This is a genomic window from Streptomyces botrytidirepellens (genome assembly GCF_003721215.1).
GTDB lineage: Bacteria > Actinomycetota > Actinomycetes > Streptomycetales > Streptomycetaceae > Streptomyces > Streptomyces himastatinicus.
Map to the genome: position 1 here is coordinate 15094 of NZ_RIBZ01000332.1, position 23971 is coordinate 39064.

Genomic DNA, 23971 nt, shown 5'->3' on the forward strand with positions numbered 1-23971 from the left:
TCAAGGAAGGAGATCGCGACGCCCCACTCCGGACCCGGTTCCGTAGGCTTGGCCGTGATGCCTCCCGCCGCCCTCCCCTCCCCGCTGACCCCGCTCGCCGATCCGGCCATGGAGCGGGCGGGGCTGGAGCTGCGGCTGAAGCGGGACGACCTCATCCATCCCACCGTCCCCGGCAACAAGTGGCGCAAGCTCACGCCCAACCTCCGCGCCGCCGTCGAGCAGGGGCACACGCGGCTGCTCACCTTCGGCGGGGCCTACTCGAACCACATCCGGGCCGTCGCCGCGGCCGGGGCCGCCCGGGGGCTGGAGACCGTCGGCATCATCCGGGGCGACGAACTCGCCGACGCCCCGCGCAACTGGTCCCTCGCCCTCGCCGAGTCGTACGGCATGCGGCTGTCCTTCCTCGACCGGTCCGGCTACCGGGAGACCCTGCGCTCCCTGGACGACCCGCGGACGCTGCGGGAGCTGGAGGCGCGCTGGGGGCGGGCCTACGTCCTGCCCGAGGGCGGTACGAACGCCCTGGCCGCGTACGGGACCGCCGACCTCGTCGCGGAGCTGCCCGACCTGGGCGCGCGCGACATCGTGTGCTGCGCGGTCGGCACGGGCGGCACGCTGGCCGGGATCGCCGCCGCCCTGCCGGAGGGCGCGCGGGCGCTGGGGTTCGCCGTACTGAAGGGGGCGGGCGGCTATCTGGAGGACGAGGTGGCGGAGCTGCACCGGCGGGGGTGGGGTCGGACGTTCCCCGGCTGGCGCATCGAGCACGGGTACCACGGCGGCGGGTACGGACGGGTCCCGGCCGGTCTTGAGGCGTTCGCGGCCGGGTTCGAGGAGCGGCACGGGGTGCGGGTGGAGCGGCGGTACGTGGCGAAGATGCTGTGGGGGCTGTACGGGCTGGCAGAGGCCGGGGCGCTGCCCCGGGGGAGCCGGCTGACGGCGGTGGTCACAGGTCCGCCCGACCCGTACGGATGAGCGCCTTCAGCATCCGCCTCAGCATTCAGGCGGAGTGAGCATCAGCCGCCGGGGTCACTCCGGGGTCCGCAGCCGGATGACCGCCGTCGCCGCGTGGCGGACCGTGCTCTCCTGCCGCACCTCCACCGTCAGCTCGGGCGCGATCGGCTGATAGGCGATCCACGCGCCGACCGTGTCGATCGCCGTGGGCGGATCGGAGTCCGCCGGAAGTGCGGGCGGGGGCGGGAGGTCGCGCAGGGCCGTGGTGAGCTGGGCCCGGACCGCCGGGGAGAGGGGGCCGGAGACCACGGGGGTGTCGTCGCCCGGCAGGACGAGGGCCAGGGCGCGGGGGCGGAGCCGGGGGCCGATGACGCCCACGACCATGGCGTCCCGGGTCTCCGAGTGCCGCAGTTTCCGCCAGTGCCGTCCGGGCCGGTACGGCTGGTCGGGGCTCTTGATGACCAGCCCCTCGACGCCGATGGCCGGGAACGCCTCGTACCAGGCGGCGGCCTGCTCCGGGTCCATCGTCATGGGGACGGCCTGGAGGGGCGGGCCGTACGGTTCGAGGAGCATCGTCAACAGGGCGCGTCGCTGCTCGTACGGCCGTGGCCGCAGGTCGTCCGTACCGCTCGCGAGGAGGTCGAACGCGGCGTACGAGGCGGGGAGTTCGCGGGCCAGCCGCATGGCGCGGGCCTCGGTGGCGGCGGTGGCGCGCTTCTGCACGGCGGCGAAGTCGGTGCGGCCGCCGACCCACACCACCACCTCCCCGTCGAGCACGGTACCCACCGGGAGCCGTAGCGCGGCGGCCGCCAGGTCGGGGAAGGCGCGGGTGACGATGCGGCCGGAGCGGGCCTGCATCTGCACCTCGTCCGCCAGCCGGAAGATCAGCAGCCGATGGCCGTCGAACTTCGGCTCGTACGCCAGCTGCCGCCCCGGCGCGGCGATCGGCAGGGTCGGGATGGGCCGGGCCAGCGCCACCGGAATGGGCGGCAGCAGGGCGGTCATGGGGTGGCGGGCAGCGGGTGGGCCCGTGCCGGGTCGAGGAGCGGGGCCAGCAGATCGCCGTGGCGGTCGAGGCGGGCGGGGATGTCGTCGATCCGGAAGACCAGCCGCCCGGGGTCGTCGCACGCCTCCACTTCGTCCCAGGTCACGGGCGTGGAGACGGTCGGCTCCCGGCGGGCACGGGGCGTGTAGGGGGCGGCGGTGGTCTTGGCGGCGGCGTTCTGGCTGAAGTCGACGAACACCTTCCCCGGCCGCAGGGAGCGCGTCATCTTGTGAATGGCCAGCCCCGGCAGCGCGGCGGCGGCCTCCGCCGCGAGCCGCCGGGCGTAGTGGGTGACCTGCCGGGACGGGGCCGGTTCCAGCGGGGTCAGCAGATGCAAGCCCTTGGAGCCGCTGGTCTTGGCGTACGCGGCCAGCCCGTCTGCCCGCAGCCGCTCCCGCAGCCATACGGCGACGGCACAGCAGTCCACGATCGTGGCGGGCGGCCCGGGGTCGAGGTCGAAGACCAGCCGGTCGGCGATGCCCGTCCCCTCGTCGATCCGCCACATGGGCGCATGGAACTCCACCACCAGGTTCGCCGCCCACATCAGCGAGGCCAGGTCCTGCACCAGCACCTGCTGCGCGGTTTCCCCCTCGTGGCGGCTGACCTCGGCGGTCGTCACCCAGGAGGGGGTGCCGGGCGGCGGGTTCTTGGTGAAGAACGTCTGGCCGTCCGGACCGTCCGGATAGCGCAGGAACGCGAGCGGGCGCCCCCGCAGATGGCCGAGCATCGCCCCGGCGGCCGAGGCCAGGTAGTGCAGCAGCTCGCCCTTGGTGGTGCCGGTGGCCGGATGGATGACCTTGTCGAGGTTCCTGAGCGCGATCCGTCGCCCCTCCACCTCCGTGATCGGGGACATACGATAAGAATCTCACGAAAGGGATCAAGCATGCGATCTATCTGGAATGGGAACATTTCGTTCGGCCTGGTGAGCATCCCGATCAAGATGTATCCGGCGACCGAGGACCACTCGGTGTCCTTCCGGCAGATCCACACCGCCGACGGCGGCCGCGTCCGGTACCGCAAGGTCTGCGAGCTGGAGGACAAGCAGGTCGACGCGGCCGAGATCGGCAAGGCGTACGAGGATGCCGACGGTGCCCTGATCCCCATCACCGACGAGGACCTGGCCGCCCTGCCGCTGCCGACCACCCGCGCGCTGGAGATCGAGGCGTTCGTGAACGCCTCGGAGATCGATCCGCTCCAGATGGGCGACGCGTACTACCTCGGCGCCAACGGCACCGCCGCCGCCAAGCCGTACGCCCTGCTCCGCGAGGCCCTCAAGCGCAGCGAGAAGGTCGCCATCACCAAGTACGCCCACCGCGGGCGGGAACGGCTCGGGATGCTGCGCGTCGTCGGCGACGCCATCGCCATGCACCGGCTGCTGTGGCCGGACGAGGTGCGCGAGCCGTCGGGGGTGGCGCCCAAGGAGAAGGTCACGGTGAAACCGGCCGAGTTGGACCTCGCCGACACCCTGATGGCCACGCTGGGCGAGGTGAACCTGAGCGAACTGCACGACGAGTACCACGAGGCCCTGGAGGCCATGGTGGCGGCGAAGGTCTCCGGCGCCACCCCCACCGCCGAACCGGGCGAACGCCCGACCGGCGCGCAGGTCGTGGACCTGATGGCCGCCCTGAAGGACAGCGTCCGCAGCGCGAAGGAGGCCCGCGGCGAGTCGGCCGGGGGGAAGGCCACGGTCACCGAGTTGAAGGCCCCCGCCAAGAAGACCGCGGCGAAGAAGACGGCGACCACGAAGAAGACCACGCAGAAGACGGCCACGAAGAAGACGGCCGCGAAGAAGACCACGGCCAAGAAGACCGCGGCCAAGAAGCAGCCGCGCAAACGGGGCGCCTGAGCGCCTGCCGCTGGGCGAACCGGAATTGGCCGGGGCCGGGGTCCGGCCGCCGGGCTGACCGGGACCGGATCGTGAGCCGGGACCACCGGTGCGGAGCCGGCGCCTGCCCGGTCGGGTTTCGCCGCCGGGTGCGGGCCGGTGGCCGGGTTGTGCCCACCCGTTCCTCCCCCGGCTACCGCTGGGAGGTCCCCCCCTGCGGAACGATTGCCCACAACCGGCGGGGAGCCGCTACTCGACGGGAGGGGGCGGGGGCGGACCCACCCGCGCCCAGCCGCCCGCCACGGGCGCACCGGAGCCGGGCCGAGGTCAGGACCACCGGGGCAGGGACGCCGACGAGACGGGAGGGGGCGGGGGCGCAGGGGTGGGGTCCTGGACGTTCCGTATATTTGTGGCGCCCATTTCCGGCCCACCCCACGCCTCCGGGCACCGGCGCCAAAAATATACGAGTCCAGGACCCTGCCCCGGAGGCCCCGCACCCGCACCACCCACGAAGCCCCGGCGCCCCACCGATCAGCTGAAGGCGGGCGCGTGGTCCGCGACCCACTGCGCGAACGTCCGCGCNCACCACCCACGAAGCCCCGGCGCCCCACCGATCAGCTGAAGGCGGGCGCGTGGTCCGCGACCCACTGCGCGAACGTCCGCGCCGGGCGGCCCGTGATCCGCTCGACCTCCGGGGAGATCGGCTGCGGCCGGCCCACGGTGCCCTCGAAGACCCGCAGCAGCGAGTCCGCGATCTCCGGCGTCATGAACCCGCCGATCATCTTCTCGCGCGCCACCTCCGGCGGCACCTCCTCGTACCGCAGCGGCCGGCCGATGACCTCGCCGATGATGCGCACCTGGTCGGCGAAGGTCAGCGACTCCGGGCCGGTCAGCTCGGGCGTCTTGCCGACCAGGTCGTCGGCGAGGAGGGCGCGGGCGGCGACGGCGCCCATGTCGGCCTCGTGGATGGGGGCCATGTGCGATCCGGCGTGTGCGCCGTACACCACGTCCCCGGCCTTGATCTGGTCCGCCCACTGGAAGGCGTTCACGGCGAAGGCGCCCGGCCGCACATGGGTCCACTCCAGCCCGGTGCGCTCGACCTGGGCCTCCAGGTCGCGGTGGAGGGCGCCGATCGGGTTGTCCTGCGGGTCGGTGTCCTCCAGGACGGAGGACGAGGAGAGCGTCACGACGCGCCGCACCCCGGCCTCCTTCGCCCGCTCCAGCAGCTTGTCGGCGCCCTGCCACACCACCGCGGCGTGGAGGAACAGCGCGGTGGCGCCCTCCAGCGGCAGGTCCTCGGTCCGCGCCGCCTCGACGCCGTCCGGGAAGCGCGCGGCCTCGGGGTCGCGGGTGAGCGCGCGGACCTCCGCACCCGCGTCGGCCAGCTCCTTCACCACGTGCGCGCCGACGTTTCCGGTGGCTCCGGTTACCACGATCATGACGAATCTCCCCTGACTGTCCTGACTGCCCTGTGCGGTCAAGCCCAGTTTCATCCAGACGGATGAACTCGTCAAACACATAGATGGGTAAAGTTGGCAGCTAGCCTGGTCCGGTCGAGTACGAGGAGTTGAAGGACATGGAGGGGACGCCGAAGAGGCCCCGCCGCGCCCCCGCGCCCGAGGAGCGCAAGCTGTGCCCGGAGCGCTCCCGGCGGCTGCTGCTGGAGGCGGCCCGGGACGTGTTCGCGCAGAAGGGGTTCGCGGGCGCCCGGGTCCAGGACATCGCGGACCGGGCGGGCGTCAACAAGCAGCTGATCGCGTACCACTTCGGCGGCAAGGAGGGCCTGTACCGGGAGCTGGGCCGCGAGTGGCTGAAGCGCGAGGAGAGCTTCAACGACCCCGCGATCCCGCTGGACGAGCTGGTCCTGCGCTACCTCCGGGAGGCGTTCGCCGATCCGCGGGCGACCCGGTTCAACGCCTGGTGCGGCCTCGACGACGCCGCCCCGGAGGAGGGCCCCGAGGACCTCTCCGACCTGCGGCGCCGCCAGGCGGAGGGCGAGATCGCGGAGGACATCGATCCCGCCATGGCGATGCTGCTGTACGTCAGCCTGGTGACGGCGCCGATCGCGCTGCCGCACGCGGTGCGCCAGTTCTTCGACGCCGACCCGGAGTCGCCGGAGTTCCGCGAGCATTACGCGGAGCAGGTACGGAGAGTCGTCCGCCACCTCGCGACATGAGCGCCGGGAGCACCGTGGTCGCCACGCCTATTTGAACACCTTGCTCTTGTATTCGGCAATCTTCTTGGCCTCCGCCAGCCTGTCCGCCCCCTGGAATTTCTGCATATGGGCCGCGATTGATTTGTTGGCTTCGAGCAGATACTCGGCCATTTCCTCTTTATTGGCCGCTTCGCGCAGCTCCTCCTCGGTCAGCAGGACCACATTCCCATCGATCCTGTCCTTTTGCTCAACACGGACGATCTCATAGGGTGCACCCTGTTTCGTGATCCAGCCACCCTCGGCGCCGCTAGCACCCTTGACCAGGTACTTCTTCTTGATCCGGATCGTCAGGATGTACCCGAACCGGGATTCCGACGCGAACTGTTCGGCTATTTTGCCGTCCGTAGAAAATTCGATCAGACTTGCGGTCCCCTCCCTTTCGCGATTCTGATTGATATATCCTGTGACATCGTCGCCATCGGGTCTTGTGGCGTGCTCGTCAGGTTCCTTGAGCATCTTCGAGAGGCCGACGAAAGAGCCGCGAATGATCTCTTGCTGCATATGAATCCGCTGCGTGGGCGTCACACCGCGCTTGAGAAAGACTTCCTCTTCGCTGTCCTCGCCCAGCCCTTTGACGTGATCTTCACCGCTGAGATCCGGAGCCTCATCCGCCAGAGCGACCCGCCCCGCCATCCGCTGGACCGTGCCGTGTGAGCCGTTCGCCGCCGCGCGCTGGGCGGTGACGGAGGGGGCGGCCGCCTGACCCGCGGCGTAGGCGTCGCCGTCCTTCTCCGCTGCCTGTTCGGAGTCCTGCCGCGGGTCGGTGACGCTGACTCCGGCGCCGTTGCTGTAGCCCGTCTCGGGCACGCCCTTGAGGTTCTTGTCGACGTGGCTGAGCTCGTGGCCGATCAGCTTCTCGTCGCCCGCGGACCCGGCGGAGAGGAAGATGTGGTTGCCGATGGTCATGGCGTGGGCGCCCATCGCCGCCGTGGCACGCTGGGCCACCGCGTCGCGGTGGACGCGGGTGGAGGAGAGCCTGTCGTTCTGATAGAACGCCCCGGCCTTCGCCACGACCGACGAGGGCAGCGATTCGCTCGACGAGTTCATGGCGGCGGCCACCAGGGCGCTCTGCCCTTCCGGGCTGGTGTCCCGCACCCCGTCGTGGACGTGCCCGTCCTCCTCCTCGGCGCGCGCGACGGTGGCGCCGCCCGGGGAACGCTGAACCGGAGGTTCCGGCGCGTGGTGCCCGCATCCGGCACCGTGCTGATGCCGGTCCTGCGCTCCCGGGTGCCCGGCCCGCCGCAGCATTTCGACCACTGCCTGGTTCCCGGCCTGGCTCTGCTGGGCGAGCATCCGCTGCACGGCCGTTCCGGCGAAGGAGGGGGTCGCGCGTGGCCGCCGGGGTGCCCGCCCTTCCCTCGTCGTGCTGTTCTCGTCACGGGCCAGTCCCATGTGTCTTCCTCCGGCGGTCAAGGCGATCCAACCGCCTCACGCTCGCAGGGAAGGTGGCCGCCTTCCCAGAGGCGCAGGGGCAGACTTGCGGCCCTGATGGGCAGTGGGAGCCGCCAGGGCTACTCCGTCACCCCGTCGATCTGGAACGTCTGCACCGACTGCGCGGCGAACGGCACGCTCAGCCGCTTGCCGTCCAGCACCGTGTCCCGGCGCGCGGTGTACAGGTCGCCGCCGCCCGCCGTCCGGGTCGACCAGCGCGGCACGAGGCCGCCCGTACCGCCGGTGACCTGGCCGAACCGTGACAGGTCGAAGGTCATGGTCTGCGCGGCGCCGGGGTTGACGGCGACGAGCACCAGGCGGCGGGCGGCCGGGTCGTACGCCGCCACCGCGTGGTCCGAGCCGGTGGCCAGGATGCGCATGCCGGGGCGGATGTGCCGGGTGAACTGGGCGAGGACGTAGTACTTGGTCTGGACGGCGCCGGGCTGCGCGGTGTTCGGGTCGTAGTGGATGAGCGCCCAGCCCGCGCTGGGGTCCATGACCTGCCAGTAGCACCAGGCGGTCGGGTGCAGCCAGTTGAAGTCCAGGCAGAGGTTGGTGGCGACGGTGAGGCCGGTGGCGTCCTTGTCGCCGGTCTCGGAGTTCCACAGCTTCTTGCCCGCGGCGCGCACGTCCGCGTACAGCAGGTCGCGGCGGCCGCCCGAGCCCTGGTAGCCGTGCACGTTGACCTGGTCGACGAGGGCGCGGGTCGCGGTGTCGAAGGAGCCCCAGGTGGTGCGGGCCAGGTCGTAGCTGGTCTCGTCCGAGGCCGAGATGCGGGCGGCGGTGAGGCCGCGGCTGTTCAGCTCGGTGCGGAGGTGGCCGAGGACGGTGCGCTGCACCGCCGCGTCGATGTGGCAGCCCTCCTGGGTGCCGTCCGCCTTCCACCAGGTGGAGGAGGGTTCGTTGAACGGCTCGACGGTGGCGAAGCGGACGCCCCAGTGGTCCTGGGCGTAGCGGGCGGTGGTGGCGAGGTAGACGGCGAACTGCCGGTAGTTCCAGGACTGGAGGTTGTTGCCGCCGTCCGCGGCGCCGGAGGGGTTGTGGTTGAGGCACATCCACCACATGGGCGCGTTGGAGAACAGCTCGGTGACGGCGCCGCGCTGGACGGCCTTGGTCAGCGCCGCGCGCTGGGTCGCGTCGGAGGTCCAGCGCCAGGCGGCGGACGCCGGGTCCTCACTCGACCAGTCGTGCCAGTAGCCCTCGATCTGCTTGAACCGGGGGATGTTGGGCGAGACGGCCATGGACTGGCCGTTCACGCTGGTCCAGGCGCAGCCGCCGAGGTTGTAGCGGGCGATGTTCAGGCCGAGGCCGGGGAGGGTCGTACCGGCGTACGTGGTGTTACGGGTGGTGAAGAAGAGGTCGGCGAAGTCGTCCCGCTGCCCGAAGAGGTTGGCCCACCAGGCGAGCGAGGTGCCCCAGCCCTCCCAGCCCCCGTGGTCGGTGCCCGGGTCGACGCTGACGACTTCGTCGGCGTGGGCCGTGCCGGTGGAGAGTGCGGTGCCGAGCAGGGTTGCGCTTGCTGCGGTGAGGAGCGTTCTTCGTCGCACCATGTGTCCCTTCTGCCGCTTGGGCCCCCGTGGTGTGAAGCGTCGGGTGCGGAGGGGGAGTTGTCGAGAGATATGACAGCGCTTTCTGGCCGTTCTGCCGACGGTGCCGGAGACGGGGACGAGCGGGGGACGAGCGGGGGACGAGGACAGGGCTGACGGGGCGTAAATCGGTTGCCATCGCCCCGCCGCCGCGCTCAGGATGTCCGCGACATTCCGCCGACAGCACAGGAGCATGCGATGCGCCGATTCCTCGGAACGACTCAGCGCCCCCACCGGACGACCGTCTTCGAGGACATCACCACGCATGCACCACACCATCAACATCGGCGTACTCGCCCATGTCGACGCCGGTAAGACCAGCCTCACCGAGCGGCTGCTGTTCGACGCGGGCGTCATCGACCGCCTCGGCAGCGTCGACGCCGGGGACACCCAGACCGATACGGGCGCCATCGAGCGGGAGCGCGGCATCACCGTGCGGTCGGCCGTCGCCTCCTTCCGCGCCGTCAACACCCAGGTCAATCTGATCGACACCCCCGGCCACTCCGACTTCATCGCCGAGGTCGAGCGGGCGCTCGGCGTGCTGGACGGGGCCGTGCTCGTGCTGTCCGCCGTGGAGGGCGTCCAGGCCCAGACCCGGGTGCTGATGAAGACGCTGCGGCGGCTGCGGCTGCCCGTGCTGCTCTTCGTCAACAAGATCGACCGGGCCGGTGCCCGGCACACGGAGCTGCTGGCCGACATCCGGCGGCTGCTGGCGCCGCACATCGCGTGCATGACGGCCGTACGGGACCTGGGCACGCGGGCCGCGCGCGCCCTGCCGCGGTCGCTGGACGACGTCGACGTGCGCACCGAGATCGCCGAGGCGCTGGCCGAGACCGACGACGCGCTCCTCGCCCGGCTCGTGGACGGCCCGCTCCCCTCCCCCGCCGAGGTGCGCGAGGCGCTGGCCGCGGGGACGGCGGAGGGGCGGGCGCACCCGGTGTACTTCGGTTCGGCGCTGAGCGGGGAGGGCGTCGCGGCCCTGGTCGACGGCGTCGTACGGCTCGTCCCGCCCACCCGGGCCGGGGACGGCGGCGCCGCACCCCGGGGCACCGTCTTCGCGGTCGAGCGGGCGGCGGGATCCGCCACGAAGACCGCGTATCTGCGGCTGTTCTCCGGCGAGCTGACCGTACGGCAGCACCTCACCCTGCACCGGCCCGGCGACCGGCACGGCCCCGGCGCCCGGCACAGCGGGCAGATCACCGCGCTGGAGGTGGTGGGCCGGGCCGGGGCGCGGGCGCTGACCGCCGGGGAGATCGCGCGGATCAAGGGGCTGCCCGAGGTCCGCGTCGGCGACCAACTCGGGGAATTCCACGACGAACACAAGGAGGCGCACTTCGCCGCGCCCACACTCCACACCCTCGTCCACGCCCGCGAGCCCGGCCCCGCGGCCGCCGCCCGGCTGCACACCGCGCTGCTCGCCCTCGCCGACCAGGATCCGCTGATCCACGCCCGGGCGATGCCCGGCGGCGCCACGTCGGTGCTGCTGTACGGCGAGGTCCAGAAGCAGATCATCGCGGCGACGCTCGCCCAGGACTACGGCATCGAGGCCGACTTCGAGCCGAGCCGCCCGGTCCTGGTGGAGCGGCCCGCGGGGGTCGGCGAGGCGTGCTACGAGATGGCCCGGCGCGGCCATACGGGGCCGTGGGCGACGGTCGGGCTGCGCGTCGAGCCCGCCGCGACCGGGTCCGGGGTGGGGTTCGGCTACGAGACCGAACTGGGTGCCCTGCCGCGGGCGTTCCACACCGCGATCGAGCAGACCGTGCACGACACGCTGCGCCAGGGCCCGCGCGGGCGCGCGGTCACGGACTGCCGGGTCACCCTGATCCGTTCGGGCTTCGCCGCCCCGGTCAGCACCGCCGCCGATTTCCGGGGCGTCACCCCGGGGGTGCTGGGAGAAGCCCTGGAGCGGGCGGGGTGGCGGGTGTACGAGCCGTATCACGCCTTCGAGCTGGAGGTTCCGTCCGAGGTGCTCGCACCCGTCACCGCCCGGCTCGCCGCGGTCGGGGCGGACATCGCGGAGAGCGCGGGCGGTGCGGCGGGGTGGCTGCTCACGGGGGAGATTCCGGTGCGGTCGGTGCACGCGTTCGAGCACGCGCTGCCGGGGCTGTCGCGGGGCGAGGGGGTGTGGCTGTCCCGCCCGTCCGGCGACCGGCCACTCCCCCTGGGGCTCTAGATGCCGGGCCCGGCGACGCGGGTGTAGGACACGGCGTTGCTCGTACCGCCTTGCGTCGTCACGGTGACGTTGACCGCCCCGGCCGACCCAGCCGGGGCGGTCGCCGTCACCCAGGTGTCCGACACGACCGTGAACGCGGCGGGCGTGGAGCCGAAATGGACCGCGCTCGTCGTGGTCAGGCCGGTGCCGAACAGGGTGACCGTGTTGCCGCCGCCCAGCGGGCCCTGGCCGGGGACCGCGCTGGTGAGGACGGGAACGGCAGCGTAGGTGTAGGGAACGCCGTTGCTGGTGCCGCCCGGCGTGATCACCGTGACCTGCACCGTTCCGGCGCTTCCCGGCGGCGCCACCGCGTTGATCTGGATGGCGGAGACGACCGTGAAGGACGTGGCGTCGACGGTGCCGAACTTGACGGCCGTCGCGCCGAGCAGGTTCGTCCCCGTGAGGGTGACGGGCGTGCCGCCGGAGGCCGGGCCCTGGTTGGGGCTGACGGCGCTGAGGGTGGGGAGGCCGACGTAGAAGTACGTGACGCCGTTGCTCGTACCGCCCGGGCCGGTCACCGTCACCTGCACCGGACCGGCGGCCCCTGTCGGCGCCACCGCGGTGATCTGCGTGGCCGACCCCACGGTGAACGACACCGCGGGCGTCGAGCCGAACTGCACGGCGGTGGCGCCGGTGAACCCGCTGCCCGTCAGCGTCACCGTGTTGCCGCCGCTCACCGGGCCCTGACCGGGCGAGACGCCGCTCAGCACCGGGCCCGCCGCGTAGGTGTAGGTCACGCCGTTGCTCGTACCGCCAGGACCGGTCACCGTCACCTGCACCGGACCGGCGCTCCCCGGCGGCGCCACCGCCGTGATCTGCGTCGACGACACCACCGTGAACGACGACGCGTTCACGGAACCGAAGCGCACCGCCGTGGCGCCGGTGAAACCGCTGCCGGTCAGTGTCACCGAGGTGCCTCCGGCGGCCGGGCCCTGGTTCGGCGAGACGCCGCTCAGCACCGGACCGGCCACGTACGTATAGGTGATGCCGTTGCTCGTACCGCCCGGGCCGGTCACCGTGATCTGCACCGGACCGGCGCTCCCGGGCGGCGCCACCGCCGTGATCTGCGACGGCGACACCACGGTGAACGACGACGCGTTCACGGAACCGAAGCGCACCGCCGTGGCCCCGCCGAGACCGCTGCCGGTCAGCGTCACGGTGGTGCCCCCGGCGGCCGGGCCCTGCGCGGGCGAGACCCCGCTCAGCACGGGGACGGGCGCGGAGGTGTAGCCGAAGGCGACGCCGTTGCTCGTGCCGCCCGGCGTGGTCACCGTGATCAGGACGGTGCCGGAGCCCGCCGGGGCGGTGGCGGTGATCTGGTTGGCGGACACGACCGTGAAGGCCGGGGCGAGGGTGGTGCCGAACCGGACCGCCGTCGCCTGGTTGAAGTTGGTCCCGGTGATGGTCACGACGGTCCCGCCCCCGGGTGATCCGGAGGCGGGACTGACGGAACTGATCACCGGAGGGGACGCCGCCGTGACCGCGGGCGCGGCGGTTGCCATGGAAACTGTCTCCGGGCCTGCGGCCTGAGGGGTGCTCAAGGTGCTGCTCCTTCCGGCAGAACGTCCCAGGGGTGATCAGATACCGGGCGACGCGAGGTACTGGAACGGCGTCGCGGCGGTCGCGCTGCCCGCCGGGTTGGTGACGGTGATGTCGGCGGGGCCGGGCTGTCCGTCCGCCGTGGGCGGCGAGACCGCGGACACGGTGGTGGCGTTGACGACGCTGAACGGCGCCGCGATGCCACCGAAGGTGACGGACTGCGTGGTGTCCAGGTTGGTGCCGTTGATGGTCACCGCGGTGCCGCCGGAGGCCGGGCCCGAGGTGGGGGCGAAGGTGGTGACGGTCGGCACGTCCACATAGGTGTAGGAGAGGCCGTTGTTGCTGCCGCCCGCGGTGGTGACCGTGACCCCGACGGACCCGGCCGCGGTGCCCGCGGGCACGGCGACCGTGATGACGCTGTCGGAGACGATGGTGGGCGTGGCGGTGTTGGCGCCGAAACTCACGCCGGTGGCGGTCGACAGACCGGTACCGGTGAGCGTGACGGTGTTGCCGCCCGCGAGCGGCCCGGACGAGGCGCTCAGGCCGGCCTTGAAGGGCGCGCCGACGTAGAAGAACGTCAGCGGGTTGCTGGTGCCGCCCGGCGTGGTCACGGTCACCGGGACCGCACCGGTGCCGGAGGGCGAGATCACGGTGACAGAGGTGGGTGTGTTGGCCGTGATGGTGGCGTTCTTGCTGCCGAACTTCACGGCCGAGGCGTTGGCCAGGTTCGTACCGGTGATCGTGACCGTGGTGCCGCCGCCGGTCGACCCCTGGTTCGGAGAGATGGGCATGGCGATTTCTCCCTGCTGAAGACTGAGCGGGCCCGGAATCCCGAAGGCGGCTCAGCGGACGGAAAGGGAAAGGGACGGGAGGGACGGGCCGGGCGGGTCGGACCCGCTCGCGCTCGCAGGAGAATGCGATGTGCGCCGGCCGGGTCGTTGGGGACGCCCGCCCGGCCCCCTCGCTCGGTACGCCTGGCGCCCGGGACCGGCGAGGGTGCGGGGGCCTGGTTCGTCGGGAATCCCGGCGGAGGCCGTACCGCACGTTTTCAGTAATCCATCGGAATGAGTCCGTCCACAAGAAGTGTGACGCCGCATCACTCGTATGGCGGGGCGTGCGACCGCCGCAGGTCCCCGCGGCCCCTGCGCCCGGCCCGCGGGGACCGCGCGGGGGGCGCGCGGTCGGGCCCTTCGCCGGCCGCTCACCCTTTCCCGTGACTCATCGGACGAAGGGGTCACTTCCGCACCCGGCGGGCGTATCCTCTTGCCGCATGGGGGCGGACAGGGGGATTCCCGTCAATGAGTCCACCGCCGGGGGGTTTTGGCGGGTACGCATCCGCGGCATGACCGGGGAGATCCTGGGCGCCGGAATCCTTCTGGGCGGCGACACCGTGCTGACGTGCGCCCATGTCATCCCGGACGACGGGCACCCGGTGCCCGCGTCACAGGTCCTGGTCGACCTGGTGCAGGTGCCCGATGCCGCCCCCGTGACCGCGCGCGTCGCCGCGGGCTGCTGGGTGCCCCGGCGCGCCGACGGATGCGGTGACATCGCGCTGCTGACGCTGGACCGCCCGCAGCCCGCCGAGCACGCCGCGCCCCTGTACCGGCTGTCGCCGGAGCCGCTGGGGCAGGTCCGGAACCTGGGCTTCCCGCGCCACAACGACAACGGCACCTGGTTCTACGCCAAGATCGCCGGGACCGTCGGCCCGCGCGCGGAGTGGCTGGAGCTGATCCCGGACTCCCCCGGGGACGTGGTGCGCCGGGGATGCAGCGGCGCCGGGGTGGAGGACGTGAAGACCGGCCACGTCATCGGGATGATCGTCAACCGCTACGACGACGCCCTGGACATCCCCGCCGACGAGCGCCGACAGCGGTCGAACATGATCCACATCGAAACGATCCTTCAGCACCTCCCGCTCGTCCACCGCTTCGTGGGCGGCGACCGGGTCGTCGACGCACGGCTCGTCTCCCGGCTGACCGGCGGCGTCCAGGACATCCCGTTCGCCCAGCGGCTCGCCCTGTGGCTGCGCCGCGAGTCCCTGACCGGGCGGCGCCCGGGTGTCGCGGACGTGGAGACCGTCGTCATCGCGCACGACGACAGCGGCCGCTACGAGGCGCTCAGCCGCGCCGTGACCCTCGCCGACCGCGAGCTGTCCGGCGGCGACGACGAGGCGGTGTCCGCCGCGCCGCACGGCACCGTGCCGCCGCTGGGCAGCGTCGACCTGGCCATCGACGTCACCGGTCGCACCGACACCGAGGTGGCCCGCCGGGTCGCCGACCGGCTGGACCTGCGCTCGCCCGGCGACACCTCCCCCCTCAGCCGGATCCGGGCCAACGACGTCCCGCTGACCGTCGTGGCCGTCGGTCTTGACCGGGCGAGCGAACCGGAGGCGCTGCTGCGCTTCATGAAGCTCCTCGCCGACCGGGGCGCCCGGCTGATGCTGGTCTTCCGCGATCCGCACGCGCCCGGACTGCGGCTGGCCGAGGGGCTGTTCCGCCCCGACCCGGAGCGGATCGACGCCTGGCTGGAGGAGCTGGCCGACCGGGTCGCGGAGGCCACCGGCCTGGAACAAGAGGCCACCGCCGCCGGGGCGCGCGCCGCATCGGACCCGGCGGAGGCCCCGGCGCTGCGCATCAACCTGACCCGGCTGCACCACGATCCCGAACGGCATACCCATCACATCGTCGCCAAGCTCGCCGCGTTCGAGCACGCGGTAGGGGCGGTGCGGAAGCGGCTCGAAACGGCGATGCGCACGGCCGACACCCAGCGCGACGAGATCAAGGAGCTGACGGGCCTGCTGAACGCGTACGCGGCGCTGCTCGGGGCGAAGGCCGCGTCGGAGCGCCGGGAGCTGTTCCCGCTCCAGCGCGCCGCCCACCACGAACTGACCGCGGTGCCCTGCGACGTGGCCGCCGCGCGGCGTGCCGTCGACCGCTTCGTACGGGCCGTGCACCTGCTCCCGGAGGGGGACGCGCCATGACGCCACCGACCGCGGCATGCACCCGCGCGGACTGCCCCGGCGGCGGCACCGGCCGGATCAACCCCCGCGGCTTCTGCACCGAATGCGGCCGCAGACCTGCCCCGACACCTTCGGGCACGGCCCCCGGCCCCGCCGCCCCCGGAACGGACCCCGGTGCCCCCACCGGGGGCGTGCGATCCGGTGCGACCACGGCCACCGATCGCGCGCGGCGCCGGGACGCGGCGCGCAAGTTCAGCCTCGGGCCCGCCGGGGACGGGCTGTTGGATCTGCCGCACGTCGAACTGCCCTCCCTCACCGACCTCGTGCTCGACGATCCGCGGCCCCCGTCCCGCGGCCAGATCTGCGGCCGCCCCGGCTGCGAGGAGACCGTGGGCGCGCCCTACAACGGGGAGCCCGCCCTGTCGGCGGGGTTCTGTCCCCGCTGCCGCCATCCGTTCGACTTCACCCCGCGGCTGCGCCCCGGGGACCTGCTGGGCGACCAGTACAAGGTGATCGGCTGCGTCGCGTACGGCGGGCTCGGCTGGGTCTATCTCGCCGAGGACACCCAGCTCGACCGGCAGCCCGTCGCCATCAAGGGCCTGATCAACAACGAGGACGAGGCGGCGCTGCGGGCGGCGGTCGAGGAGCGCCGCTATCTGACGATGCTCGACCACCCCGGCATCGTCCGCATCATCAACTACGTCACCCAGCCCGAACCCGGCAGCGACCGGCTCACCGGCTACATCGTGATGGAGTTCGTCGGCGGCATGACGCTCGCCCAGATACGGGACTGCATCGCGGACGCCATGCCGCCGTACGACGGGCCCCGGCTGTACGAGCACATCCTGGCGTACGGCTGTCTGGTGCTGCGCGCAGTCGGCTATCTGCACGGGGAGCGGCTGCTGTACTGCGACCTCAAGCCGAGCAACGTGATGCACTACGAGAGCCGGATCAAGGTGATCGACCTGGGCGCGGTCCGGCGGCTGGGGCGGCAGGGCGGCGATCCGCCCGTCGTCACCCAGGGGTTCGCCTCCCCCGAGTCGCTGCGGGGCGGCCCGCTCACCGAGCGCCATGACCTGTACGGCGTCGGCGCGACCCTGCGGTCGCTGTCCGACAAGGCCGGGCGGCCCGCCCAGGCGCCGCCGGGGCTGGGCGCCGAGTCGTACCGGCGGGTGCTGGCCCGCGCCACGGCCCGCGATCCGCGGCGGCGGTTCGGGTCGGCGGGCGAGATGTCCGAGCAGCTGTGGGGCGTGCTGCGGGAGATCCACGCGCTGCGGCTGCGGGAGGAACAGCCCGAGCCGTCCACGCTGTTCGCCCCGACCGCCGCGCTGCTGGACGCGGGGCTCGGCCGGATCCCGGGGCTCGAACACTGGCTGGACGGCGACCCGCGCCGCGCCCTCGCGCACGGGCTGCCGTCCCCGGAGCAGGTGCCGCCGGGGCTGCCGGTGCCGTTCCCGGACGCGGCGGACCCGGGCGCCGCCCTGCTCAACACCCCGACCGACAGCGGCCCGCGGCGGCTGATCGAGCAGCTGGGCGCGTTCCCGTACCCCTCGGCCGAGATCCGCTTCCGTACCTGCCGCGCCTATCTGGACCTGGGGATGCGGGACCGCGCGGACGCCGAGCTGACGGCCGCCGAGGAGATCATCGGCAGTGGCGCCGCGTACGACTGGCGGCCCGCCTGGCACCGCGCCCTGCTGCGGCTCGCGGGCGGCGCGGTGGCCGAGGCGCGGCGCGCGTTCGACGAGGTGTACAGCGCGCTGCCCGGCGAGTACGCGCCCAAGCTGGCGCTGGGCTACTGCGCCGAGCACCTGGGCGACCACGACGCCGCCAAACGGTTCTACGAGGCGGTGTGGGAGCGCAACCGCTCCCAGGGCAGCGCCGCCTTCGGCCTGGCCCGGCTGCGGCTGGCCGCCGGGGACCGGGGCGGGGCGGCGACCGTCCTCGACGGGGTGCCGAAGGTGTCGCGGCACTACGACGCCGCCCGCATCGCGACCGTACGGGTGCTCGCGGGGCGGCTCGGCGAGCACCCGCACGACCAGGCCACCGGCGAGGACCTGGTGGAGGTGCTGACCCGGCTGCCGCGGCTGTACCTGGACGACGGGCGCGCCCAGGGGCAGGCCCGGGACCGGCTCACCGCGGAGGTGCTGGAGGCCGCGCTCGACCGGACGCTGCGGCAGGGAGCGGCGGGCGACCCGGCGGGCGCCGGGCTGCTGTTCGGCGAGGGGGACGACGAGCTGTCGGTGCGGTCGCGGCTCGAAGCGGTGCTGCGCCGGCTGGCCCGGCAGGCGGACAGCCCGGAGGCGCTGGGGGTGCTGGTGGACCGCGCCAACGCCGTCCGGCCCATGACGGGCGTCTGACAGGGGGACAGGGGGAGCGCATGAGCCAGGACCATCCGGGGCCGTACGGGGACCACGAGGACGACGAGCCCGCCATCACGCTGCGCGTGCACCAGAACAAGTACCTCCCGGCCGCCGCGGGCCGCGCCGAGATGCACGCCGTCCTCAGCGTCGAGGCCCGGGGACTCGGCCCCGCCGCGGCCCGTACCGCCGCATCCGAGGTCATCGTCATCGACTGCTCCGGGTCGATGAGCTGGCCCCCGACGAAGATCGCGGCGGCCCGCCGGGCGACCGCGACCGCCGTCGGCGTCCTGCGCGACGGCACCCACTTCGCGATCATCGAGGGCACCGAACAGGCCCAGGTCGTCTATCCGTTCGCGGGCGGCATGGCCGTCGCGGGCCCCGACACCCGGGCCGCCGCCGCCCGCGTCGCGGCCCGGCTGCCCGCCATCGGGGGCACGGCCATCGGCGCCTGGCTGGACCTCGCCCGGCGGCTGCACCTCAGCCGTCCCGCCGCGATCCGGCACACCCTGCTCCTCACCGACGGCCGCAACGAGCACGACGCGGCCGGGTACCTGGACAAGGTGCTGGACGCCTGCGCCCCGCACTTCACCTGCGACGCGCGCGGCATCGGCGACGGCTGGGACGCCACCGAGCTGAAGGAGATCGTGCGCAGGCTGCACGGCCGCGCCGACGCGGTGCTGGACGACTCCGCGCTGGCCGCCGAGTTCGAGGAGATGACGCGCGCCTCCATGGCCAAGGCCCTGTCCGGGGTGCGGATCCGGATCCGCACCCGGGCGGGCGGCCGGATCGGCTTCGTCAAGCAGGTGCACCCCACCCGGGCCGACCTCACCGGCGAGGGCACCCGGCCCGACGCGCGCACCTGGGAGTTCCGCACCGACGCGTGGGGCGACGAGTCCCGCGAGTTCCACCTGTGCGTCCTCGCCGACCCCGACGGCGACCCGATGGGCGAGGACGTCGAACTGGCCGCCGTCGACCTCGCTCCGGACGGCGATACGGACCTTCCGCTGCCCGCCGCGCCGCCCACCCAGTCAGTGCTCGTCCAGTGGACCGACGACGTGCTGCTGTCCTCCCGCGTCGACCCCCGGCTGGCGCACTACGGGGCCGATGCCTCCCTCGGCCACGCCATCACCGCGGGCTGCGACGCGTACGAGGCGGGCGACCGCGAGGAGGCCCGGCGGCAGTGGGGGCAGGCTGTCCGGCTCGCGCACGGGCTGGGCAGCGCCAAGATGCTGGAGCGGCTGCGCGGACTGGTCCACATCGTCGACGCCGCCACCGGCGAGGTGCGGATCCGGGAACCCATCCGGCCGCTGGACCTCAACTCGGCGATGATCGTGACCGAGGAGAGCGTCCGCTTCACCGGCCTCCCCGGCACCGCCCCGGTGGCGGCCCCCACCGGCCCGGACCGGCTCTGCCCGTCCTGCCGCCGCACCGCGCCCGCCGCCGCCGCGTACTGCCAGAAGTGCGACACCCCGCTGCGCCCGGAGGGTGTCTTATGAGCGGGGCACGGCGCGCCGCGCGGGCTGGACTGAGGAGCCGCGCAGCGACGAAGGAAGCCCGCGCGTCAGAGCGCGCCGGGACTGAGCGGGGAAGAGAGGGCGGGACCCGTGCGTATCTGGTCCGGCGGCTGACCGCGCTGCTCGTCCTCGCGGCGGCGGCGGTGACCGCGCTGTTCGCCGCGTACTACGGCGTCAGCCGCAACACCACGGCGGTCAGCGAGCGGTCGACCCCCGCGATCCTCCAGGTGGCCGCCGCGCACGACGCCCTCGAAGCCGCCGACGCCAAGGCCGAGGACAGCCTCAAGGGCCACACCACGGACGTCGAGGGGCTCGGCGAGGACTACCGCAACGAACTGTCCACGGCCAACCAGAGCCTGGCCCAGGCCGTCAAGAGCACCACCGGCGGCAAGGCGGCCCGGCAGTCGCTGCTCACCATCGCCGGGCTGGTCTCCTCGTACAGCGACATCATCGAGCAGGCGTACGTGAACCGCGGCAACCACGCCCTGCGCAACGCCTATCTGAGTTACGCCAGGACCATGCTCGCCCGGGACCACGACGGCATCCTGGCCCGGCTGAGCACCGTGCAGGAAGGGCAGCGGCAGGTACTGCGGGCGCAGACCTCGTTCGGCTGGCTGCTGGCGTTCGCCTGGTGGTTGCTGGTGCCCGCCCTGTTCGGCACCCTCGCGGTGCTGCTGTGGCACACCCAGCGCTCTCTGCGGCGCCGCTTCCGGCGCCTGGTCAACCCATGGCTGGCCGCGGCGACCGCGCTGCTGGTCGCGGTGCTGCCGCTGGCCTCGTTCACGTACGAGACCCAGGAGCGGCTGGGCACGGCGGGGCGCGTCCTGAACGGCGACGACATCGGCTCCAACGGCGGCGAGACCGCCGACAAGGTGGCGGACACCCTGCGGGACACCCGCTGGCGGGCCGGGGCCGTCGGCTGGATCCCGCTCGGCGGTGCGGTGCTCGCGGCGCTGATCCTGGTCGGACTCCAGCCGCGCATCGACGAGTACAGGTTCCAGCCGCGATGAGCGCCCGGACACGCTCCCTCAACGTGACCGCGGCCGTCCTCGGGCTGTGGCTGGTGGTGCTGTCCGCCGTCGGCGCGGGCGACACCGGCGGCCGCCAGTCGCGCGGCAGTGTCAGCGTGCTGGCCACCTGGACCGGTGACGAGGGCGCGGCCTTCCGCGACCTGCTCCAGTTGTTCACCGACGAGACCGGGATCCGGGTCGACTACCAGGGCACCACCGCGCTGCGCGAGGTGCTGTCCTCGGAGGTGAAGGCGGGCACCCCGCCCGACATCGCCGTGCTGCCCAGCCCGGGCGAACTCGCCGCCTACGCGGACGCGCCCCTGGTCCCGCTGGAGAAGGTGCTCCCCACGGACACGCTCGCCGCCTACGGCCCGCTGTGGAAGCCCGCGCCGCGCGGGGACGGCACGGTGTACGGCATCGCGGTCAAGGCCGACCTGAAGAGCATCGCCTGGTACGACGCGAAGCGCCACAAACCATCCGAACTGCCCGCCCTCGCCGCCCGGGACGGCCAGTGGTGCGCCGGGATGGGCGGCGACGCGACCTCCGGCTGGCCGGGCACCGACTGGATCGAGGACATCCTGCTCCAGCAGCAGGGCAAGGCCGTCTACGAGGCGTGGGCGACCGGCGGCCTGGCCTGGACGGACCCCCGGATCGGACGGGCGTGGCGAACCTGGGGCTCCCTGTTCGGAAAGGGCGCGGCTGCCACGGCGCTGGTCACGGACTTCCGGGACGCGGGCAGGAAGCTGTTCGCCGCGCGGCCGCCGTGCGCGCTGGAGCACCAGGGCTCGTTCATCCGCGGCGGCTACCCGACGGAGGACCGCGCCCACGCCTCCTTCGCCTTCTCCACCGGGCTGATCCCCGGCGCCGACCGGACCTCCACCGCCCGGGAGGTGTCCGCGGACTTCGCCGCGATGTTCCACGAAACCCCGCAGTCGCGCCGCCTCCTGGCGTACCTCACCTCGGCGAAGGCCCAGACGGCCTGGGCGGAGGAGACCCCGTCCGGCCGCACCCGCCCGTTCTTCGCGAACGGCGACGTCCCCCTCTCCGCGCAGTCCGACGACGTGGGCAAGGAGATCGCCGAGACGCTCAAGAAGTCCCGCTCGCTGTGCCTGGACGCCTCCGACGCCATGCCGACCCGGATGCGGCTGGCCTTCCAGCGCGCCGCCCTGGCCTACCTCAGCGATGTCGCCGAGGGGCCGGACGCGCTGCTGACCAGCCTGGAGAAGGTCCGTACCGACCTGCACGAGCAGCGCGGACGGCCCTGGCTGTCGACCGTCTGCGGATGACGCGCCGGACAGGGCCTACGGGGCCATCTCCTTCGGGCAGGGCGTGCCGCGCGGCAGCTGGTACTTGCCCGCTATCCGGTACGTACCGGCGCGCGGGGCGTGCAGCACGGTCCACTCGTCCTCCGGCTGGCCCTCCACGGCGCCCTCGACCTGCTTGGTCAGACAGCCCTGGCGGTTGACCGGCAGCTCCTCGTGCGGGTCGGCCTTCGGTGCGTGGACACTGCGCCCCTCGGAGTCGACCAGGCCCAGCCACGGCGAGTACGGGATGCGGATCAGGACCGGCCCGCGCTCCCGCACCTTCAGCACCAGCTGGTCGGCGCCCGCCCGCTGCACGGTGGCCGGCGGGTCGGCGAGCTGGGTCGGGTTCTCGACCTCGTACAGCTTCCAGTTGGCGTCCGACCACACCTGCCGCAGATACGGCAGGTTGGTGTCCTCCAGCAGCCGGGCCTCCTTCTCGGCCCCCTGGTCCGGGTTGTCGGCGGGCAGCACCACGAAGTGCACCGCCCAGCGCTTGAGCCACTCGTGGTAGGTCGCCGGGGTGAGGGTGTTCTCGCCGTAGAAGATCGGGTTGCGGTCCAGGTCCCGCTGCCGGTTCCAGCCGCGCGCCAGGTTGACGTACGGGGCGAGCGCGGAGGACTCGCGGTGGCTGCGCACCGGCACCACCTCGACCCGGCCCCGGTCGGCGTCCACCCGCTTCAGCCGGTCCACCAGCGGCGCCAGCTCACGGGCCCAGGACGCCGAGGGGGTGGTGTGGATGACGTCGTCGGCGGTCTTGACGACCTGCCACACCGTGATCGTCGCGAGCGACAGCACGAGCGCGAGCCACCGCCGTCCGGCCCGCGTGGTGCGCAGTTCGTCGCGGGCGGGCTTGATGCGGGGCTCGGTCAGCGCGGCGATCACCACCACACCGCCGAAGATCATGCCCAGCCGGGAGATGTTGGTGCCGATCTGGGAGGGGATCAGCCAGGTGAGCACCACACCCAGCGAGTACAGCGCCGCCCCGACCCGCACCGTGCGCCACTCGGGCGGGGACAGCAGCCAGCCCGCCAGCCCTGCGGTCAGCGGCAGGATGACCGAGCCGATGGACATCGGCTGCTCACCGGAGAACGGGAACAGCCACGCGGACAGCGCGACCACCAGCACCGGAGTGACGCCGAGCGCATAGGCCGCCGGGCGCCGCCTGGTCAGCCACAGCGCGGCCGCCACGATCCCCACGAACAGGCCCGCCACCGGGCTGGCCATGGTCGCCACCGCGGACAGCAGCGCGGCCAGCAGGAACCGGCCGGTCCGGTGGTGCCAGTGCCGGGACCGCCATCGCACCGGCCACGCGAAGATGACCGCCACCGCGGCGAGGCCGAACATCGCGCCGAGCCCGAACGTCACCCGGCCCGAGGTCGCGTTGCAGACCAGCGCGAACGTGCCGTACATGGCGGGCAGCATCGGCCGCGCCACCGAGCGGCTGCGGACCAGCAGCAGGGCGAGCAGCCCCGCGGACAGCGTCCCGGCGATGATCATGGTCGACCGCACGCCGAGGACCGCCATCAGATACGGCGAGATGACGCTGTACGACACCGGGTGCATCCCGCCGTACCAGGCCAGGTTGTACGCCGAGTCGGGATGTTGGAGCGCGAACTCCGCCCAGGCGTCCTGCGCGGCCAGGTCGCCGCCGCTGTTCGCGAGCAGCGCCACCCACAGCAGGTGCAGCACCGCGGCGGCGGCCAGCGCGGCGGGCACCGGGCGGCGCAGGGCGCCCCAGGCGCGGTGGAACACCCCCGCCCGAACGGCCGCCTCACCCCCGGGGGCCGCCTCCGGCGCGGGCTCGTCCGGCTCGGCGAGCCGACGCTGCGCGGGCAGGCGTATTCGCGCCGCGGTGCTCTCCTCCGAGCTCCCGTTCTGATCGGCCCGTGTCGGATCCACGGTGGTCACTGTGGCTCTCCCCGTCTCCCCCGAGGTCTGCCCCTGTTCATCTCTTCAACCCTGTTCCGGTTCCCCACGGTTCGCCTTGGTCTGGGCGAGTCAGGGTCGGGGACATCCTGCGACG

17 protein-coding genes are annotated in these 23971 nt (G+C 73.1%); 9 read left to right on the plus strand and 8 right to left on the minus strand.

What is annotated here, in order from left to right:
• The first annotated feature begins 57 nt into the window (after positions 1-57).
• A complete protein-coding gene (locus tag EEJ42_RS30345; RefSeq protein ID WP_123104997.1) occupies positions 58-969 on the plus strand; it encodes a 1-aminocyclopropane-1-carboxylate deaminase/D-cysteine desulfhydrase in 912 nt (303 codons plus the stop codon).
• Between the two features lie 54 nt (positions 970-1023).
• Here the strand turns inward: EEJ42_RS30345 and EEJ42_RS30350 are convergent, their stop codons facing one another.
• Together EEJ42_RS30350 and ligD are read right to left on the minus strand one after the other, a co-directional pair.
• Positions 1024-1953, minus strand: a complete 930-nt coding sequence (locus EEJ42_RS30350) for an ATP-dependent DNA ligase (protein WP_184503344.1) — start codon at positions 1951-1953, stop codon at positions 1024-1026.
• The gene (gene ligD / locus EEJ42_RS30355) at positions 1950-2846 is read right to left on the minus strand and encodes a non-homologous end-joining DNA ligase (RefSeq protein ID WP_123104999.1); all 897 of its coding nucleotides are present in this window, start codon (positions 2844-2846) and stop codon (positions 1950-1952) included. Before ligD ends, EEJ42_RS30350 begins: the two co-directional genes overlap by 4 nt.
• A gap of 30 nt (positions 2847-2876) precedes the next feature.
• Here ligD and ku point away from each other — a divergent pair, with 30 nt between their 5' ends.
• On the plus strand, positions 2877-3839 hold the full coding sequence (gene ku, locus EEJ42_RS30360; RefSeq protein WP_123105001.1) for a non-homologous end joining protein Ku: 963 nt from the start codon (positions 2877-2879) through the stop codon (positions 3837-3839).
• 593 nt (positions 3840-4432) lie between these two features.
• On the opposite strand, the gene EEJ42_RS30365 is transcribed toward ku, so the two are convergent.
• Positions 4433-5257, minus strand: coding sequence for an NmrA family NAD(P)-binding protein (locus EEJ42_RS30365; RefSeq protein ID WP_123105003.1), 825 nt, complete (start codon positions 5255-5257; stop codon positions 4433-4435).
• Between the two features lie 137 nt (positions 5258-5394).
• Here EEJ42_RS30365 and EEJ42_RS30370 point away from each other — a divergent pair, with 137 nt between their 5' ends.
• On the plus strand, positions 5395-5994 hold the full coding sequence (locus EEJ42_RS30370) for a TetR/AcrR family transcriptional regulator (RefSeq protein ID WP_184503345.1): 600 nt from the start codon (positions 5395-5397) through the stop codon (positions 5992-5994).
• A 27-nt stretch (positions 5995-6021) separates the two neighbouring features.
• Here EEJ42_RS30370 and EEJ42_RS30375 read toward each other — a convergent pair whose 3' ends face one another.
• A complete protein-coding gene (locus tag EEJ42_RS30375) occupies positions 6022-7425 on the minus strand; it encodes an eCIS core domain-containing protein (protein ID WP_123105007.1) in 1404 nt (467 codons plus the stop codon).
• Between the two features lie 119 nt (positions 7426-7544).
• The gene (locus tag EEJ42_RS30380) at positions 7545-9014 is read right to left on the minus strand and encodes a glycoside hydrolase (protein ID WP_123105009.1); all 1470 of its coding nucleotides are present in this window, start codon (positions 9012-9014) and stop codon (positions 7545-7547) included.
• 301 nt (positions 9015-9315) lie between these two features.
• Between EEJ42_RS30380 and otr(A) the strand changes: the two genes are divergently transcribed.
• Positions 9316-11223 carry a tetracycline resistance ribosomal protection protein Otr(A) gene (gene otr(A), locus EEJ42_RS30385; RefSeq protein ID WP_123105011.1) on the plus strand — a complete coding sequence of 636 codons (1908 nt, stop codon included), beginning with the start codon at positions 9316-9318 and terminating at the stop codon, positions 11221-11223.
• Here otr(A) and EEJ42_RS51980 read toward each other — a convergent pair.
• Together EEJ42_RS51980 and EEJ42_RS30395 are read right to left on the minus strand one after the other, a co-directional pair.
• A complete protein-coding gene (locus EEJ42_RS51980) occupies positions 11220-12764 on the minus strand; it encodes a beta strand repeat-containing protein (RefSeq protein WP_221179443.1) in 1545 nt (514 codons plus the stop codon). The two genes, otr(A) and EEJ42_RS51980, sit on opposite strands and share 4 nt — an antisense overlap.
• 75 nt (positions 12765-12839) lie before the next feature.
• Complete coding sequence (locus tag EEJ42_RS30395) at positions 12840-13592, minus strand: IPT/TIG domain-containing protein (protein WP_123105013.1); 753 nt, start codon at positions 13590-13592, stop codon at positions 12840-12842.
• Between the two features lie 551 nt (positions 13593-14143).
• Between EEJ42_RS30395 and EEJ42_RS30400 the strand changes: the two genes are divergently transcribed.
• The 5 genes from EEJ42_RS30400 to EEJ42_RS30415 are packed head-to-tail and all read left to right on the plus strand — an operon-like array spanning position 14144 to position 21930.
• A complete protein-coding gene (locus EEJ42_RS30400) occupies positions 14144-15781 on the plus strand; it encodes a S1 family peptidase (protein ID WP_246097494.1) in 1638 nt (545 codons plus the stop codon).
• Positions 15778-18117: a serine/threonine-protein kinase gene (locus EEJ42_RS30405; RefSeq protein ID WP_123105017.1), complete on the plus strand. Its 2340-nt coding sequence runs from the start codon at positions 15778-15780 to the stop codon at positions 18115-18117. Before EEJ42_RS30400 ends, EEJ42_RS30405 begins: the two co-directional genes overlap by 4 nt.
• A 20-nt stretch (positions 18118-18137) precedes the next feature.
• The gene (locus EEJ42_RS30410; protein WP_246097495.1) at positions 18138-19616 is read left to right on the plus strand and encodes a VWA domain-containing protein; all 1479 of its coding nucleotides are present in this window, start codon (positions 18138-18140) and stop codon (positions 19614-19616) included.
• On the plus strand, positions 19613-20644 hold the full coding sequence (locus tag EEJ42_RS53260; RefSeq protein WP_246097496.1) for a hypothetical protein: 1032 nt from the start codon (positions 19613-19615) through the stop codon (positions 20642-20644). The genes EEJ42_RS30410 and EEJ42_RS53260 overlap by 4 nt, the downstream gene beginning before the upstream one ends.
• Complete coding sequence (locus EEJ42_RS30415; RefSeq protein ID WP_246097497.1) at positions 20641-21930, plus strand: ABC transporter substrate-binding protein; 1290 nt, start codon at positions 20641-20643, stop codon at positions 21928-21930. The genes EEJ42_RS53260 and EEJ42_RS30415 overlap by 4 nt, the downstream gene beginning before the upstream one ends.
• A gap of 15 nt (positions 21931-21945) precedes the next feature.
• Here EEJ42_RS30415 and EEJ42_RS30420 read toward each other — a convergent pair whose 3' ends face one another.
• Positions 21946-23856, minus strand: coding sequence for an MFS transporter (locus EEJ42_RS30420; protein WP_184503346.1), 1911 nt, complete (start codon positions 23854-23856; stop codon positions 21946-21948).
• Positions 23857-23971: the final 115 nt, after the last annotated feature.